13 protein-coding genes and 3 pseudogenes are annotated in these 14097 nt (G+C 67.0%); 6 read left to right on the top strand and 10 right to left on the bottom strand.

Annotation, left to right across the window (positions count from 1 at the left end; translation table 11 throughout):
• Positions 1–24: 24 nt before the first annotated feature.
• Positions 25–597: an ATP-binding protein gene (locus tag ACK1X7_RS10695; RefSeq protein WP_413115009.1), complete on the bottom strand. Its 573-nt coding sequence runs from the start codon at positions 595–597 to the stop codon at positions 25–27.
• A 162-nt stretch (positions 598–759) separates the two neighbouring features.
• Here ACK1X7_RS10695 and ACK1X7_RS10690 point away from each other — a divergent pair, with 162 nt between their 5' ends.
• Together ACK1X7_RS10690 and ACK1X7_RS10685 are read left to right on the top strand one after the other, a co-directional pair.
• The gene (locus ACK1X7_RS10690; RefSeq protein WP_413115008.1) at positions 760–2736 is read left to right on the top strand and encodes a helix-turn-helix domain-containing protein; all 1977 of its coding nucleotides are present in this window, start codon (positions 760–762) and stop codon (positions 2734–2736) included.
• Between the two features lie 48 nt (positions 2737–2784).
• Positions 2785–3339, top strand: coding sequence for an integrase core domain-containing protein (locus ACK1X7_RS10685; protein ID WP_413115007.1), 555 nt, complete (start codon positions 2785–2787; stop codon positions 3337–3339).
• A 113-nt stretch (positions 3340–3452) separates the two neighbouring features.
• Here ACK1X7_RS10685 and ACK1X7_RS10680 read toward each other — a convergent pair whose 3' ends face one another.
• From ACK1X7_RS10680 to ACK1X7_RS10670, 3 genes are all read right to left on the bottom strand, one after another.
• A complete protein-coding gene (locus ACK1X7_RS10680; protein ID WP_413116865.1) occupies positions 3453–3896 on the bottom strand; it encodes a dihydrofolate reductase family protein in 444 nt (147 codons plus the stop codon).
• A gap of 699 nt (positions 3897–4595) precedes the next feature.
• Positions 4596–5015 (bottom strand): PIN domain nuclease, encoded by a 420-nt coding sequence (locus tag ACK1X7_RS10675; protein ID WP_385158150.1) that lies wholly within the window; start codon positions 5013–5015, stop codon positions 4596–4598.
• The gene (locus ACK1X7_RS10670) at positions 5012–5224 is read right to left on the bottom strand and encodes a type II toxin-antitoxin system VapB family antitoxin (protein ID WP_014059306.1); all 213 of its coding nucleotides are present in this window, start codon (positions 5222–5224) and stop codon (positions 5012–5014) included. Before ACK1X7_RS10670 ends, ACK1X7_RS10675 begins: the two co-directional genes overlap by 4 nt.
• 669 nt (positions 5225–5893) lie before the next feature.
• Between ACK1X7_RS10670 and ACK1X7_RS10665 the strand changes: the two are divergent.
• Positions 5894–6605: pseudogene (locus tag ACK1X7_RS10665) on the top strand (IS3 family transposase); the annotation flags it as partial.
• Between the two features lie 93 nt (positions 6606–6698).
• Here ACK1X7_RS10665 and ACK1X7_RS10660 read toward each other — a convergent pair.
• A pseudogene (locus ACK1X7_RS10660) lies at positions 6699–7979 on the bottom strand (IS701 family transposase).
• Positions 7980–8053: 74 nt separating this feature from the next.
• Positions 8054–8488: an integrase core domain-containing protein gene (locus ACK1X7_RS10655; protein WP_385158148.1), complete on the bottom strand. Its 435-nt coding sequence runs from the start codon at positions 8486–8488 to the stop codon at positions 8054–8056.
• Between the two features lie 65 nt (positions 8489–8553).
• On the opposite strand from ACK1X7_RS10655, the gene ACK1X7_RS10650 reads away from it, so the two are divergent.
• The gene (locus ACK1X7_RS10650; RefSeq protein WP_413115006.1) at positions 8554–8715 is read left to right on the top strand and encodes a hypothetical protein; all 162 of its coding nucleotides are present in this window, start codon (positions 8554–8556) and stop codon (positions 8713–8715) included.
• 54 nt (positions 8716–8769) lie between these two features.
• On the opposite strand, the pseudogene ACK1X7_RS10645 reads toward ACK1X7_RS10650, so the two are convergent.
• A pseudogene (locus ACK1X7_RS10645) lies at positions 8770–8847 on the bottom strand (helix-turn-helix domain-containing protein); the annotation flags it as partial.
• 433 nt (positions 8848–9280) lie between these two features.
• Here ACK1X7_RS10645 and ACK1X7_RS10640 point away from each other — a divergent pair.
• Entirely contained in the window at positions 9281–9544 is a 264-nt protein-coding gene (locus ACK1X7_RS10640) for a tyrosine-type recombinase/integrase (protein WP_398162380.1), read from the top strand.
• Positions 9545–9923: 379 nt separating this feature from the next.
• On the opposite strand, the gene ACK1X7_RS10635 is transcribed toward ACK1X7_RS10640, so the two are convergent.
• The gene (locus ACK1X7_RS10635; protein ID WP_385157629.1) at positions 9924–10556 is read right to left on the bottom strand and encodes a TetR/AcrR family transcriptional regulator; all 633 of its coding nucleotides are present in this window, start codon (positions 10554–10556) and stop codon (positions 9924–9926) included.
• A 69-nt stretch (positions 10557–10625) separates the two neighbouring features.
• Here ACK1X7_RS10635 and ACK1X7_RS10630 point away from each other — a divergent pair, with 69 nt between their 5' ends.
• On the top strand, positions 10626–11645 hold the full coding sequence (locus ACK1X7_RS10630; RefSeq protein WP_413115005.1) for an NAD-dependent epimerase/dehydratase family protein: 1020 nt from the start codon (positions 10626–10628) through the stop codon (positions 11643–11645).
• Positions 11646–11679: 34 nt separating this feature from the next.
• Here ACK1X7_RS10630 and ACK1X7_RS48300 read toward each other — a convergent pair.
• Positions 11680–12764, bottom strand: a protein-coding gene (locus ACK1X7_RS48300) for an IS630 family transposase (protein ID WP_423247793.1) whose coding sequence is annotated in 2 segments (ribosomal slippage) — positions 11680–12239 and positions 12239–12764 — 1086 coding nt in all. Because the reading frame shifts where the segments join, the coding sequence is not laid out codon by codon here.
• A gap of 176 nt (positions 12765–12940) precedes the next feature.
• A complete protein-coding gene (locus ACK1X7_RS10615; protein ID WP_361493827.1) occupies positions 12941–13438 on the bottom strand; it encodes an Lrp/AsnC family transcriptional regulator in 498 nt (165 codons plus the stop codon).
• Positions 13439–14097: the final 659 nt, after the last annotated feature.

Raw genomic sequence — 14097 nt, 5'->3', positions numbered from 1 at the left:
GCCGGGCGCCGCAAGCCGTCCGTTTCAACACCCGGTCGGCGACCGGCGGCCGGGCAGCTCCCGCGGCTGTCCTCGCTGAGCGGGAAGCGGAATCAGCAGCTCGGCACGGACGGCCGTGCCCTGCGAGTCCCGCTGGACCCGACACGTTGTGGCGTAGGCGTGGACCAGGCCCAGCCCCCGCCCGTCCACCATCTGGTCGGGCGTCCCCGTGCCAGGGCACCGTTCCCGCCAGGTGCCGGCGTCCCTGACTTCGACGGAGGCCGCGGAGTCGTCGACCGTCAGCAGCAGGCTCACCTCGGGGCTTCCGCTGTGCAGCACGCTGTTGGTGACCAGTTCCGTGGCGATCACGCGCAGTGCGTCGACGGTCTCCTCGGGCGCCCCCCACCGTGTCGCCACGTCGCGGGTGAAGGCCCGCAGAGCGGGAACCGCCCGGGGCTCCACGCCCATGGAGCACATGGCGGACCGCTGCCGGGACGCGGCCCCGCCGCATCGGCGGCGGTGGGTGGGCTGGATTAGCTGTTCATCGATCACGATCATGTCCTGCGGTGAGGAGTCCGTCGTCACGCCGGAGCGTCGCGCTACGGTCGAGGTGGGCATCGGGCCCTGCGTTGCACCACTGTGACCAGCAGATCTTCAATGGATGACGCCGCTGTCACACCTCAGACTTTAGATACGCGATGTAACAGCGCCCATGTACCATCAGTACACGGTGCAAAGTTTTTAATGGGTGATTCACACAGGGCGGACAGGGTGGTGGACATGGGAGCGCCCCGGGACACCGAGCGGGCGGCACCACGGGCCGACATCCCGGTGACCGCTGTCCTGACCCTGCTCGATCTCGCCGCGAAAGGACCCCCGGACGAGCCCGACGCCGTGACCGACCTGCTGCTCACCGAGCATCTCGACACCGCCACGGCCACCCAGGTGGGCCGCCGGGTTCGCGAGCTCCAGGGCGCGATGGCCCGGTCGCACCGCCGCGGACAGGAACTGGCCGCCCTGTTCTCCAGCGCACGGGAACTCGCCGAACTGCACGATGTGGATCTGCTGATCACCCGGCTGGTACGGCGCGCCCATGACCTGGCCGGGACCGATGTCACCTATCTGTCCGAGTTCGACGAGACCACCCATGAGCTGAGGGTCCGCTCCACCGCGGGAGCGGTCGCCCCGTCCTTCCAGAAGCTGAGGGTGCCGCCCCATATCGGTCTGGCCAGCAAGATCGTCGAGTCCCGCGCCCCGCAGTGGACCTCACGCTACGAACAGCTGCGCGACGTGCCCCATGACGACAGCATCGACAACGCCGTCCGCGCCGAGGGCCTCGTCTCCATCGCCGGCGTCCCGCTGATCGCCGGCGGCAGGGTCCTGGGAGTGCTGTTCGCCGCCGATCGCACCGAGCACGCCTTCTCCCCGGAAGAGGTCTCACTGTTGTCGGCCTTCGCCGACAACGTCGCCGTCGTACTGCAATCGGCCCGTCTGCTCACCCAGGCCCGGGACGCGGCCGCCGAGACGCAGCGCGCCTATGACGCGCTGGCCGACCACGTCGAGGCGATGGAACGCGCCAGCCGGGTGCACGAGGAGCTGACCGCCGCGGTTCTGAGCGGAGGCGGTGCCGCGGACGTCGCGCGGACTCTGGAAGCGGCACTGGAGCGGCCCGTGGTCATCCTCGACGAGACCTACGCCGTGCTCGCCGCATCGGACGACCGGAGCACCGCCTCGGTGATCGACCCGCCCGCCGTCCGGGCGGCCATCACCGACAGCCTGCGCTCCGGGCGCTGCACTCCGCTGGACCCGCCGACCGGCGAGTTTCACACCGCGGTCGCCGTGCTCGCCGGAGAGATGATGCTCGGCGGCCTGCTCATCGGCGACGGCACGGTCGAACTCGGCGCGGTGGAGCAGCGGACCATCGAGCGCGCCGCACAGATCACCGCGCTCCTCACTCTGAAACAGGACGCGGTCCTCCACGCCGAGGACCATGTGCGCGGTGAGCTTCTCGGTGACCTCGTCAGTCCCGACGCCCGGCGGCGCGCGAGCCTGCCCGCCCGGCTGCGCGCCCGCAGACTACGCCCGGAGGACCTGCGGACCGTCGTCATCACCGTGGTGGCACCCGAACAGCGCCGCGCCGCGCTGCGGGCCACCCAGACCGTGGCCGCGCCGTCCGGCCTGGCGGGCGAAGTGGACGGCGTCGTCACACTCGTCGTGCCGGAGAGCGATCCGCAGCGCGCGGCGACCGCCGTCCGCGACCGCCTGTGTGTCGCGACGGGGGTCGGCGCGGTGCTGACCGTGGCCGCGCCCCCTGCGGAGAGCCTCGACGAACTGAGCGCGCGTTTCACGACGGCCCGGGATTGCGGCCGGGTGCTGACCGCCCTCGGCATCGAGGCGGCCGCGGTCGCGGCCGACGCCTACCTGCCGTACACGACGCTGTTCGCCCACGACCCCACCAGCGTGCGGCAGTTCATCGATCGCACCATCGGCCCCGTCCGGCGTTGGGACGCCGAACGGGGGACCGATCTGCTCGCCACCCTCCACCGCTTCGTGGACTGCAACGCCAGCCCCGCCCGCACCGCGCGACTGATGGGCGTGCACAGCAACACCGTGCTGCAGCGGCTCGACAGGATCACCCAACTGCTCGGCGACACATGGCGGGACCCGGAGTCGTTCTTCCGCGTCTCGGTGGCGGTCCGCCTGCACATCCTGTCGGAAGCCCTTCGGAGCTCCTCACACCCACTCCGGCGTCCCTGACAGGAGCGGAACCGGCGGGCAGTCTGCCAGACCCCTGAAGGGTGTCCAATGGTCGGACCCGGCCGGCCACCGCTGTCGGAGGAGATTGCGGCGCTCATCCAGCGCCTGGCGCGTGAGAACCCGACCTGGGGGTACGTCAGGATCCAGGGCGAGCCGCGCCGGCTCGGTCATAGGGTTGCCGCTGCCACGATCCGGCGCGTTCTGCGCCGCTGCGGTCCACCGCCCGCACCGCAGCGTGGCTCCCAGCAGACCTGGCGTTCCTTCCTGCGCTCCCAGGCTCACACGCTGCTCGCCTGCGATTCCACGCACGCGGAGACCGAACGATGGACACGCACAGCCCGCGCTGAGTGCACCGACCGACTCCTGATCACCGGTGAACGACACCTGCGTACGGTCCTTACCACGTACGCCGAGCACTACAACGCGGGACGGGCCCACCGCAGCCTTGGCCTACGAGCACCCGACGACGACCCGAACGTCATCCCCCTGCCCGCTGCCGAGGTCAGGCGCCGCCAGATACTTGGCGGACTGCTCAACGAGTACCACACCCTGCCACCCCGACTGCCTCACCGTCCACAGGAAACACCCAGCTCAGCAGCCTAACCGGAGTATTGACACCCTTCAGGTCCCTTCGGCACCCGCAACGTTCCGCCACGACATGGACAAGCGGCTCGACCTCCTGCCCGTCTCTGTACCCGGCCCTCGTCGAGCAGTGCTCAGCGCGTCGGACGGTAGGTCGCGATGATCACTCCGCTGCTGGTCGGCTGAGCGCTGACCAGCTCCAGCTTCTTCAGGGTGGCGTCGTCGGCGAACAGCTTCTTGCGGCCCTCGCCGGCCACCACCGGGTGGATCAGCAGTACCAGTTCGTCCAACAGGTCCTGTTCCAGAAGCGAACGCACCAGCGTGGGGCTGCCCGCGACGGTGATGTCCTTCCCCTCGCCCGACTTGAGCTCCTCGATCGCGGCCGGCAGATCGCCGTTGATCAGCGTGCTGTTCGCCCAGTCCTCCACGCTGTCCAGCGTGGAGGAGACGACGTACTTGGGCGAATCATTGATCCACTTGGCGAAGCCGGCGTCCTCGCCGTCGGTCACCGTCGGCCAGTACCCGGCCCACTCGGTGAAGGTCGCCCGGCCCAGCAGAATCGTGTCGGCCGTCTCCAGCGTCTTTCCCAGCGCCGCGCTCGAAAATACGATTCAGCTCTGTGAGCTGCGGCGATGCGGTGCGGTCAGGCAGCGTGACGGTATTCGTTTATCAGACCGTCGAGGACAGGTTGTCCCTGGATTCGATGGGCTTGGAGGTCGGCAACAGTGGCCGGGGCGGGCGGTTCGGTGCTGTCTGGATGCTGTGCGGGTTCTGGCGGAAAAGCTTGCAGGTCACGTCCAGAATCGTGTTTCCGAGCGGGACAGGATGAGGTTTTCGGCAAGAGCAGTGCTCTACGCCCTCTACCTGCGCACGAAGCGTCCCGAGATCTACGCGAAGCTCGGGCGCGAGAGAGTCTGATGGTGCCTGTAAGGCTCATGGAGAACTTGGGGTTCTGGGCCCGCCGCGTGGGCGGTGGGGCCAGACTCGCTGTCCCCGGCGGCTTCACCCTCGATGAATTGGCCATCGACACCACCGCCGCTCCGGTGGCGGACCTGGCGTCCTTTCCTCCGCGCCCAGGCCCACACGCTGCTCGCCTGTGACTTCATGCACGCGGAGACTGTCTTCCTCAGACGTCTCCACGTCTTCTTCGTCAACAGAAGTGGGGGAGTGGGGGCCTTGAGTGGGCCGCGGTGCTGGTCGTAACTCCGTGTCCTTGGCGGTCTGTCGGCGCAGAAGCACAGCCGGGATCGACAGGAGCTTCCGCGCCACCCGACAAGTCAGTGGTCCGCTGTGCCCGCCTCCACGACCCACTTCATGGGCTGGCCTGTTATCGCGGCAATCATGTCGTAGTCCTGGTCGTAGTGCAGCACCGTCACCACATGCCGTTCGGCCGCTGCGGCGATCAGCAGGTCCGGCATGGACAGCGCGCGGTGGTTGCCCTTGGCGATGGCTTGTCGCTGGACGTCTTTGGCACGGTCCCACACCTCGTCGGTCATCGGCAGGTAGTCGAAGCCGGCCAGGAACCAGTGCAGGCGCTTCGCGTCGTTCTCGTTGCGCGCGGAGTACATCACTTCCATCTCGACCGGTCCGCACACAGCCAGTACGCCATCCTCGTGGAACGGGTCGAGGACCTCCGCCACCTTCGGCCTGCGCCATCGCTGGAGGGCGGAGTTGTCGATCAGGAAGCGCTCACTCACGCCACGTTCCTGCTGTCGGGCTCTGTCCGGCTGTCGTAGGTCAGGTCCAGGTCACCGGACTTGATCGCGTCGATGCCCTCCTGCCGCAGTCGACGCTTGACGGCCTCCTCCATGGCCATGCGCACGGCCTTGGCCTTCGTTTTGACGCCGTACAGGCGCATGGCGTGCTCTACCATCTCATCGTCGAGATCGATCATGGTGCGCGACATCAAGTTCCTCCTGCCGGGCGCAGTGACACCCGAAATGATAGCAGTATGAGGCACTGAAATGGTGTCGTTTTGAGGTCGATGGTCGTGCGGGTATCGCCGAGGGGTCTGGACGGGGCTGTTTCGGGGCTGGTGATATCGAAGTGGGGGCGGTCGGGGTCCTGGGGCCCGAGTTCCGCAGGCTCGGTGTTCGGGGTGAAGGGGTGCGGGCGATGGCGGCGCCGAGCTGGTGAACGGTCGTGCCGTCGACGTGGAGCGTTGCGTAGCAGGATTGGTGCGCTCGGGAGCCGGTTGCTGGTAGCGGCGTTCTCCTGCCCTGTACGGCGGTGTACGACCTCGAGCCGAGCACTACGGTGCGGTACGGATCGTCGCGGAGAGTGGTCGCTGGGCTGGGGGTCAGAGGTGCCTGCCATGTCAAGGAGATGTAAAGCCCCTTGGTGTCAGTCGGCAGATGGGGCACTTCCAGGCCGTGAGCGCGGTATCGGGCTGTACGACGCAGTAGCGAGAGGGTTGGCTGGCGGTCTCGACGTAAGGAATAGTGTGCCAAGCGGGATTGGCCTACATCACCCGTCACCCGCGCTCACCGCTGAGTGTCTGAAGGGTGTCTTTATTGCCGTACGGTGGTTGACCTGGGTCTTTGTGATCGCCCGAGTACGGGCATGATCAGTGATTGTGGGTCTGCGACTGCTCTACCTGATCTTCTGTCGACTACTGGGCTCCGTGCTTCGTCATGAGGTCGCTGTACTTCGTCGGCAGATAGCGCGGCCGCGGTTCTCGTGGGCTGATCGTGCCGTACTCTCCGCTCTCGCGCGGCACCTGTCGTCCGCCTTGCGCCGCCATCGGCTGGTCACCCCGGGCACGCTGCTGACCTGGCACCGGGTCTGGTGCGCTGGAGGTGGCGCCAGGCGGCGGTCGGATCCGGTCGGCCACCGTTGCCGGAAGAGATGGTCGCGCTCATTCAGCGTTTGGCGAGAGAGAACCCCACTTGGGGGTACGTCAGGATTCAAGGTGAGCTGCGGCGGCTCGGTCATCGGGTCGCCGCCGCCACGATCCGGCGCGTCCTGCGCCGCTCCGGTCTACCGCCCGCGCCGCAGCGAGCCTCCCAGCAGACCTGGCGCTTGTTCCTCCGCACCCAGGGCCACACGCTGCTCGCCTGCGACTTCATGCACGTAGAGACTGTCTTCCTCAAACGTCTCCACGTCTTCTTCGTCGTGGAGATCGCCACCCGGCGCGTCCACGTCCTGGGCGTCACCGCCCGCCCGACCGGCGCATGGGTCACCCAACTCGCCCGCAACCTGCTCTCATGGACCTCGACGACAGAGCTGGGTGCTTCCGGTTCCTCATCCGGGACCGGGACAGCAAGTTCACGGCCGCGTTCGACGCCTGATAGGACTCCGTTAGGTCTGTCTTGATCTAGGTGTTGTGGTCCTGGTGGGGAGGGGCTGGTGGCAGGTGGTGCAGGTGCCGGTCCAGCACCTCAGGATGTCTTGGAGGTCGTCGAGGATCTGGTGGAGGGTGAGTGCGGTCCAGGTGCTTTTGGGGCCAGACGTTGTTCGGTGAGAAACGCGTGGGCCGCGGTCACGAGGTGACGTGGTGGTGCCAGCCGGGCCAGGACCGGCCTTCGAAGTGGTCCAGGCCCAGGCCGTGCTTGAGTTCGCGGTAGTCGTGCTCGATGCGCCAGCGGACCTTGGCCAGACGGACCAGGTCGGCGATCGGGGTGTCGGCCGGCAGGTTGGACAGCCAGTAGTCGGTGGGAGCCTCGGCCTCTTCGGGCCATTCGACCAGCGGCCAGCAGTCGGGCAGGATGCCGTCCCACCAGCCCTGTTCGGCAGAGGCGGCGGCCCGGATGGGACGTTCGACGGCGTTGCCGGCCGGGTGGACGCGCACGGCGGCGAAGCGGGAACGTAACTCGCCGCGTGAGCCCTGCCGCCAGGTGAGGGAGGTGAACGCCTTCTGCCCGAGGCCGGTGGCAAGGGCTGCCACTTCAGGGTGCGGGGTGGCGGTAGCGGGGCTGGGGCCGGCAGCCGACGGGGCCCTTGCGGTCCGGGGCTGTCGGCTGGGCGTCGAATGGGTGGGCGGTCACGTCCGCGCGGACGGCCAGCATGTAGTCGATTCCCCGCTGTGCCAGGCCGGCCCGAAGGTGAGCGTTGGTGCCGTAGGCGGCGTCGGCCACCACGACCGGCGGCCTCATGCCCCAGCCGGCCAGCGTGTCGAGCATGTCCAGAGCCAGCCGCCACTTCTCGCGGTGGCCGGCCTTGGGCGGGATGCGGGTGAGGGTCCTGCGGTCAGTGTCCGCCGCCCACTCCTTGGGCAGGAACAGCCGCCACTGCAGTGGACAGGAGGCCGTGTCACTGGCGGCGTGGACGCTGACCGCGACCTGGCAGTTGGCGCGTTTGCCCAGAGCTCCGCAGTACTGCGGAGTCACGGCGACCGACATTCTTCCGTCCTTGGGCAGCGACACGTCGTCGATCACCCAGGCGGTCGGGTTGACCAGTGGCAGCATGCGTTCGCAGATCCGCCGCTGCACCGGCACCGGGTCCCAGGTGGACTGGTTCACGAACTGCTGAAGGTTCTGTTCGTTGCCGTCCGGCAGCCGCGAGGCCATGGCCTGGATCGACTTGCGGCGGCCGTCCAACATCAGTCCCCGCAGGTAGCAGTCGCCTTTGGCCCGCTGGTCCTTGCGCGGCACCGACGCGAACACGTCAGCCACGTATAACGCCAACTTCGCCCGGACACGGTTCACTTCATGTGCGTCCATCCACCCAACATGCCCAGGAACAGGCCGAACCGGAAGACCTAACGGAGTCCTACTGAAGGGTGTCAATATTTCGATCAGGCTGCTGAGCTGGGTGTTTCCTGTGGATGGTGAGGCGGCCGGGGTGGCCTCGGGTAGTACTCGTTGAGCAGTCCACCGAGTACCTGGCGGCGCCTGACCGTGGCGGCGGGCAGGGGGATGACGTTCGGGTCGTCGTCGGGTGCTCGTAGGTCCAGGCCGCGGTGGGCTCGTCCGGCGTTGTAGTGCTCGGTGTACTGGTCGAGGACCGTATGCAGGTGTTGTTCACCGGTGATGAGGAGTCGGTCGGTGCACTCTGCGCGGGCTGTGCGTATCCATCGTTCCGCGTAGGCGTTGGACCGGGGGCTTTGCGGCGGACTCGGGATGACGGCTGTGCCGTTGCCGACGAAGACGGCGTCGAAAGGGGCGGTGAACTTGCTGTCCCGGTCCCGGATGAGGAACCGGAAGCACCCAGCTCTGTCGTCGAGGTCCATGAGAGCAGGTTGCGGGCGAGTTGGGTGACCCATGCGCCGGTCGGGCGGGCGGTGACGCCCAGGACATGGACGCGCCGGGTGGCGATCTCCACGACGAAGAAGACGTGGAGACGTTTGAGGAAGACAGTCTCTACGTGCATGAAGTCGCAGGCGAGCAGCGTGTGGCCCTGGGTGCGGAGGAACAAGCGCCAGGTCTGCTGGGAGGCTCGCTGCGGCGCGGGCGGTAGACCGGAGCGGCGCAGGACGCGCCGGATCGTGGCGGCGGCGACCCGATGACCGAGCCGCCGCAGCTCACCTTGAATCCTGACGTACCCCCAAGTGGGGTTCTCTCTCGCCAAACGCTGAATGAGCGCGACCATCTCTTCCGGCAACGGTGGCCGACCGGATCCGACCGCCGCCTGGCGCCACCTCCAGCGCACCAGACCCGGTGCCAGGTCAGCAGCGTGCCCGGGGTGACCAGCCGATGGCGGCGCAAGGCGGACGACAGGTGCCGCGCGAGAGCGGAGAGTACGGCACGATCAGCCCACGAGAACCGCGGCCGCTCGACCTGTCGGCGAAGCACGGCGACCTCATGGCGAAGCACGAGGATCTCAGCGTTGTTCGCGACGGTCGATCGGTTCAACAAGAGGAGGCAGCCCAGTAGTCGGCAGAAGATCAGGTAGAGCAGTCGCAGACCCACGATCACTGATCATGCCCATACTCGGGCGATCGCAAAGACCCAGGTCAACCACCGTAGGGCAATAAAGACACCCTTCACCCAGATGTGACCGGCGGACGCTACCGCGACGAGACATGGCCCCCATCCGAAAGGAACTGACCTTTCACGGACTGCGACACTCCCACAAAACCTGGCTGATCGAAGACGGCGTCCCCCAAGTCGCACAGGCACGCAGACTCGGCCACATCATGGAAGGCAAGATCGACGACATCTACTCTCACGTCACCGCGAGTATCGACGCCCGCCTTCTCACAGGTCTCGAAACCCGCTGGCACCGCTCCCTAGAGCGCTACCGCCGCAACCTCGGCCCTCAAGGACCTCAGTCCATCACCTCCTGACTCACACCGTGGAGCAGTCCTCGGTGCGCTGCACGGCCCGCGGCCGCGCTGGGCGGCGCATCAACCTTGTCGCCCAGCGCCCTACCCGGGTCCGGCTCACTGACGGGGACTGAACGCGGTGACGCCCGAGCGGTACGAACGCTGGCACATCCGCGACTGCGCCGGCTGCGGTCGGCGGAAGGCCAGGACACCAACTGGTGGACGCACCAACTGCCGCACGGCTTCCGATTCACCGGCCTGGTCAGGTCCGCAGTCGTCATCCACGCCCCGCTCACTTGTCGCCGAGCAGGAACTGCCCGAGTTCACCTTTGCGCTGGGCTGGACAGTCCAGCGCAAAGGGGCTCAACGCATTTGAGGGTGTAAGGCTGTGCTTCATCCCCTACGGAATGCTCGTCCGCTGAGGGCCGGACACGTCAAGAAGCGCGAGCATGGTGGGAAGCAGGTCGCTGTTCAGCGGATCCGGGTTGCTGCTGTCGATTGCACCCTCCAAGGCGAGGGTCGTGTACCCGTGCACGAGAGACCAGACCGCGTAGCTCGGCAGCAGTGCGGGGTCGGTGTCGCAAGCCGCCGGTTCGGCGTCCTCTCCACGCAGGGCTCGATCCAGGGCGCGGAGGGCGCGGTGCTTCTGCTCGGCCAGTTCGGGTGCGGTGAAGTCGAACTGCGTCATCCGCCACATCAGGTCGAACAGGGCACGGTTCTCACCCGCGAAGGCGACGTACTCCGCAGCGATGCACGTGACGCGCTCTCGCGCATCGAGCCCAGCGAGTTCGAGTGATTCGAGCCGATCGCAGAGCTGCCGGTACGCACGGGTCGCGAGTGCACCGAGGAGCCCGCGCGCGTCACCGAAGTGATGCTTGGGAGCAGACTGCGACACCCCCGCCCGTCGCGCGGCTTCGCGCATGCTGAACCCGGCGACACCTTTCTCGGTCAGCACGACGAGCGCGCTGTCGAGCAGCGCGGCGCGCAGGTTGCCGTGATGGTACTGATCCCCGGTGAGTGGTTCCTTGCCCATCCCATCATCTTGACAGTGAGCAGATGCTTCGTAAACTGCTCACTGTCAAGATGATGGGCGGGAGTGGATATGACGGACATGGTGCTGGTCACGGGCATCTCGGGGTTCATCGGTGGTCACATCGCAGCCGAGCTGCTGCGGCGCGGATACGCGGTACGTGGCTCGGTGAGGTCGCGCTCTCGTATCGGCGAGGTGCATGGGGCGATGGCGGCAGCGGGCGTCGACACCGCAGAGCTCGAGATCTGCCAGCTCGACCTGTTGTCCGATCAGGGGTGGGCGGAAGCGGTCGACAGATGCCGATACGCACTGCATGTGGCCTCCCCGTTCGTGTTGGCGAAACCGAAAGACCCGGACGAGCTGATCCGTCCCGCCGTCGAGGGGGCGGCTCGAGCGGTCGGAGCGGCGCTGAATGGGGGCGTGGAGCGAGTGGTCATGACCTCGGCGTTGGCGACGATGCAGTTCGGCCGCGCACCCAAAGGGCACATCTACACCGACGCCGACTGGACCGACCCAGACGATCCGCGCCTCAACGCGTACACCGTCTCGAAGGTCAAGGCCGAGCGGGCCGCGCGAGAGCTCGTGCAGCAACGTGGGGTCCCGGACCGGCTTGCAGTCATCAACCCGGGGGCGGTGATCGGGCCACTCCTGACGAACGATCCTGGGACCTCTGTCACCGCGATCCAACAGATCATGTCGGGGGCACTCCCGATGATCCCCGACCTTCGGCTTCCGTGGGTCGATGTGCGGGACGTCGCCGACGCCCACATCGCCGCGATGACCTCCGCGAGTGCCGCCGGTCGCCGCACGATCATCGCCACCGACCCGATGTCGCTCATCAAGGTCGCCAGAGTGATCCGCGAACGCCTTCCCGAAGCAAGCCGGAAGATGCCCGCACGGGCGATGCCGACCTGGTTCACCTGGCTCGCCAGTGTGTTCGAACCCCAACTGCGCGACAACCGATGGCTGATCGGCCAGAAACAGCGCTTCGACCGCACCACCGCCGAGACCCTCCTCGGACACCCGTTGCGCTCGATCCCTGACGCGATCGAGCAGACCGGACGCAGCCTGGCCGAACGCCAGCTCATCTGAACTCCGGGACGTGACTGCGCACCTGCTCCCCGTTCTACTGACGTTGTTGCCGTGATGTCGTCAAGGTGAGGCCGGTTTCGGCGAGACATCCGTCGACGAGGTTGCTGCGGTACTGGATCTGGCGGAGACCGTGCCGAAGCGCGCTCATGAGGTGGTCGGGGTCGGTGAAGGCGGTGTTGGCCTGGCTGCTGCGTCGCAGCAGTGACCAGATGCCTTCGACGGGGTTGAGGTCGGGTGCATAGGCTGGGAGGAAGTAGCAGGTGATCCAGTCGTGGGTGTCGATGAACTCCCGCAGTCGGTGGTCTCTGTGCACGTTCAGGTTGTCCCACACCAGCACGATCGGTGCGCCGAGTTGCTGGTGGGCGGCGATGAGCAGGTCGCGATAGTCAGTCCTGGTGAAACTGCGTCTGCCGCCGTGCTTGTGGTCGACGTGCCGTTTGGGCCGGTAGATCAGGTGTGAGCGTTCGCCCTGCTTGTAGCAGGCCAGGGCGGCGATGGAGAAGCGGCGCCGGGAGCGTCCCCGCACCCGGATGACGGGTGTGTGTCCGCGCCTGGCCCAGGTGCGGGCGGTGGGCGGCGTCATCGAGAAGCCGGCCTCGTCTTCGAAGCACAGCCAGGCCCCGAGCGCCGCCACGGCGTTTCCACCTGGAGCCATATCTCCTTCACCCACCCGGTGACGGCTTCCTCGTCGCGCTCGGTCGCGCGGCGGGCGGGGACCTGGTGGCTGAAGCCATGCCGGTGCAGCATCTGCGCGATGGCCGACAGCGTCATGCTCTTGTGGAACCGGCGCCCGATCAGCGTCCTGATCCGCGCCGGCGTCCACGTCTGGTCCGGCCAGCCGTGCGCTACCGGCCCCCTGGCCAGCTCCTGCTCGAGCACGGCGAACAGTGCCTCACTCAGCTTGGGCCTGGACGCCTGCCCCTTCGATTCCAGGACCGGTGTTCCGCCGTGCTCCCATGCCTGGTGCCACCGCTGTACCGACCGCACGCTGACACGTAACTCCCTGGCCATCGCGGCGTTGTCGTCTCCCAAGGCGAATAACTCGGCCGCCTGCATCCGGATGTGCTCGCGAAACGCCCGTCGCTCTGTGGTCAGCCCGCCCCCTTGCGGATACCTCATGTGACCGGCCTACTGCGACAACCTCAGCTTGTCGATCCCCACGACATCACGCCAGCAAGGTCAGTAGCGGGTTCCGCCTGAGCTGTCCACCCCCATGCATTGGCGCCCATGGCGATGGCATAGGGCGACCGGCCCGGACACAACGGGCCTGGTCGGTACTGCTGACGGGCGGCGCCTCACCGCAGGTCAGGCGCCGGATTCCGGGTGAGGGGACGAGGAGTGCCGTTCTGTGTGACGAGGGGCAGCAGGCGATGGCGGACGCGCTCGCTGAGGGCGACTTCCGTCTTGGTGCGAACGACGCCCGGCATCTTGATCAACTGCTGGATCACGTCTTCCAGATGGTGGTTCTCGCGCGCCACGACCCGGCACAGGAGATCCCCCTCGCCCGCTATGGTGTGCGCCTCGATCACCTCGGGTATCAGGATCAGCCGTCCTGTGACCTCGTCCAGATGGCCCTGTGCCAGGTGGAGGTGGACGAAGGCGAGCACGGGATAGCCCATCCGCGCGGGGCTCAGATGCGGAGCCAGATCAGCGATCACGCCCTCGCGCTGCAGGCGTGTGAGACGGGCCTGCACAGTGCCCCGTGCCACTCCGAGGATCCGCGCGTACTCGCGCATGCCGGCGCGCGGCTCTTCCAGCAGAAGGCGGAGGAGTGCGGTGTCGAGGTCGTCCATGGCTGTACCGATGGCCTTTCCGCTGTCGGCTCGATGAGCCTCCGATGAGCTATTGGCTCAACCTACTCCCGGCTCTATTGACATTTCTAGATACCGCTTGCCTACTCTTTGGTCCACTTGCGCAGTCATTCAAGGCGGGGAGAGTGCCGGTCTGCCATACTGGGAGCGCGGCGTGCGGGCGCTTACCGGCCGGCTTGAGGACCGAAGTGGGGACGGAAGGCCAGATCCAGTGGATTAGAGGCGTCCGCGTCCAGTCGTACCCGCATTCCCCGGCGCACGGCTGAGGGGGTTACGCCGATGACACGAGCACGCAGCGAAAAGCCCTCCTGCATATGGATCACCGAGTAGGTCCGTCGAGCATTGTCGTGGAAGACCGATGTGGCGTGCAGGACATCCCCGATGCCCTCGCTCAACACCCATCCCAGGCGGGACGACCTGCATATAGGGCACAACATGCGGCGGAACGCGGGCGCTGGCACCAGAGGCAGCGTTGGAAGTAGAGATTCCCCTCGCTGAAGCCGTTGAAGCGTGCGCCCTCCGCTGACCGGGGAAGCTCTGATGGCCAACTCGTCGCTGTGGTTCTTATGTCGAACATGATGATATCTCCCGGCCGTGAATGGAAATCAACGAGAGTCCCTTGTTTCACTGATTACCATCTT

Source organism: Streptomyces sp. CY-1, assembly GCF_047218265.1.
In the GTDB taxonomy this organism is placed as follows: Bacteria; Actinomycetota; Actinomycetes; order Streptomycetales; family Streptomycetaceae; genus Streptomyces; species Streptomyces niphimycinicus.
Note: the sequence above shows the minus strand (reverse complement) of the source record. Positions and strands in the feature narration are given on the sequence as shown.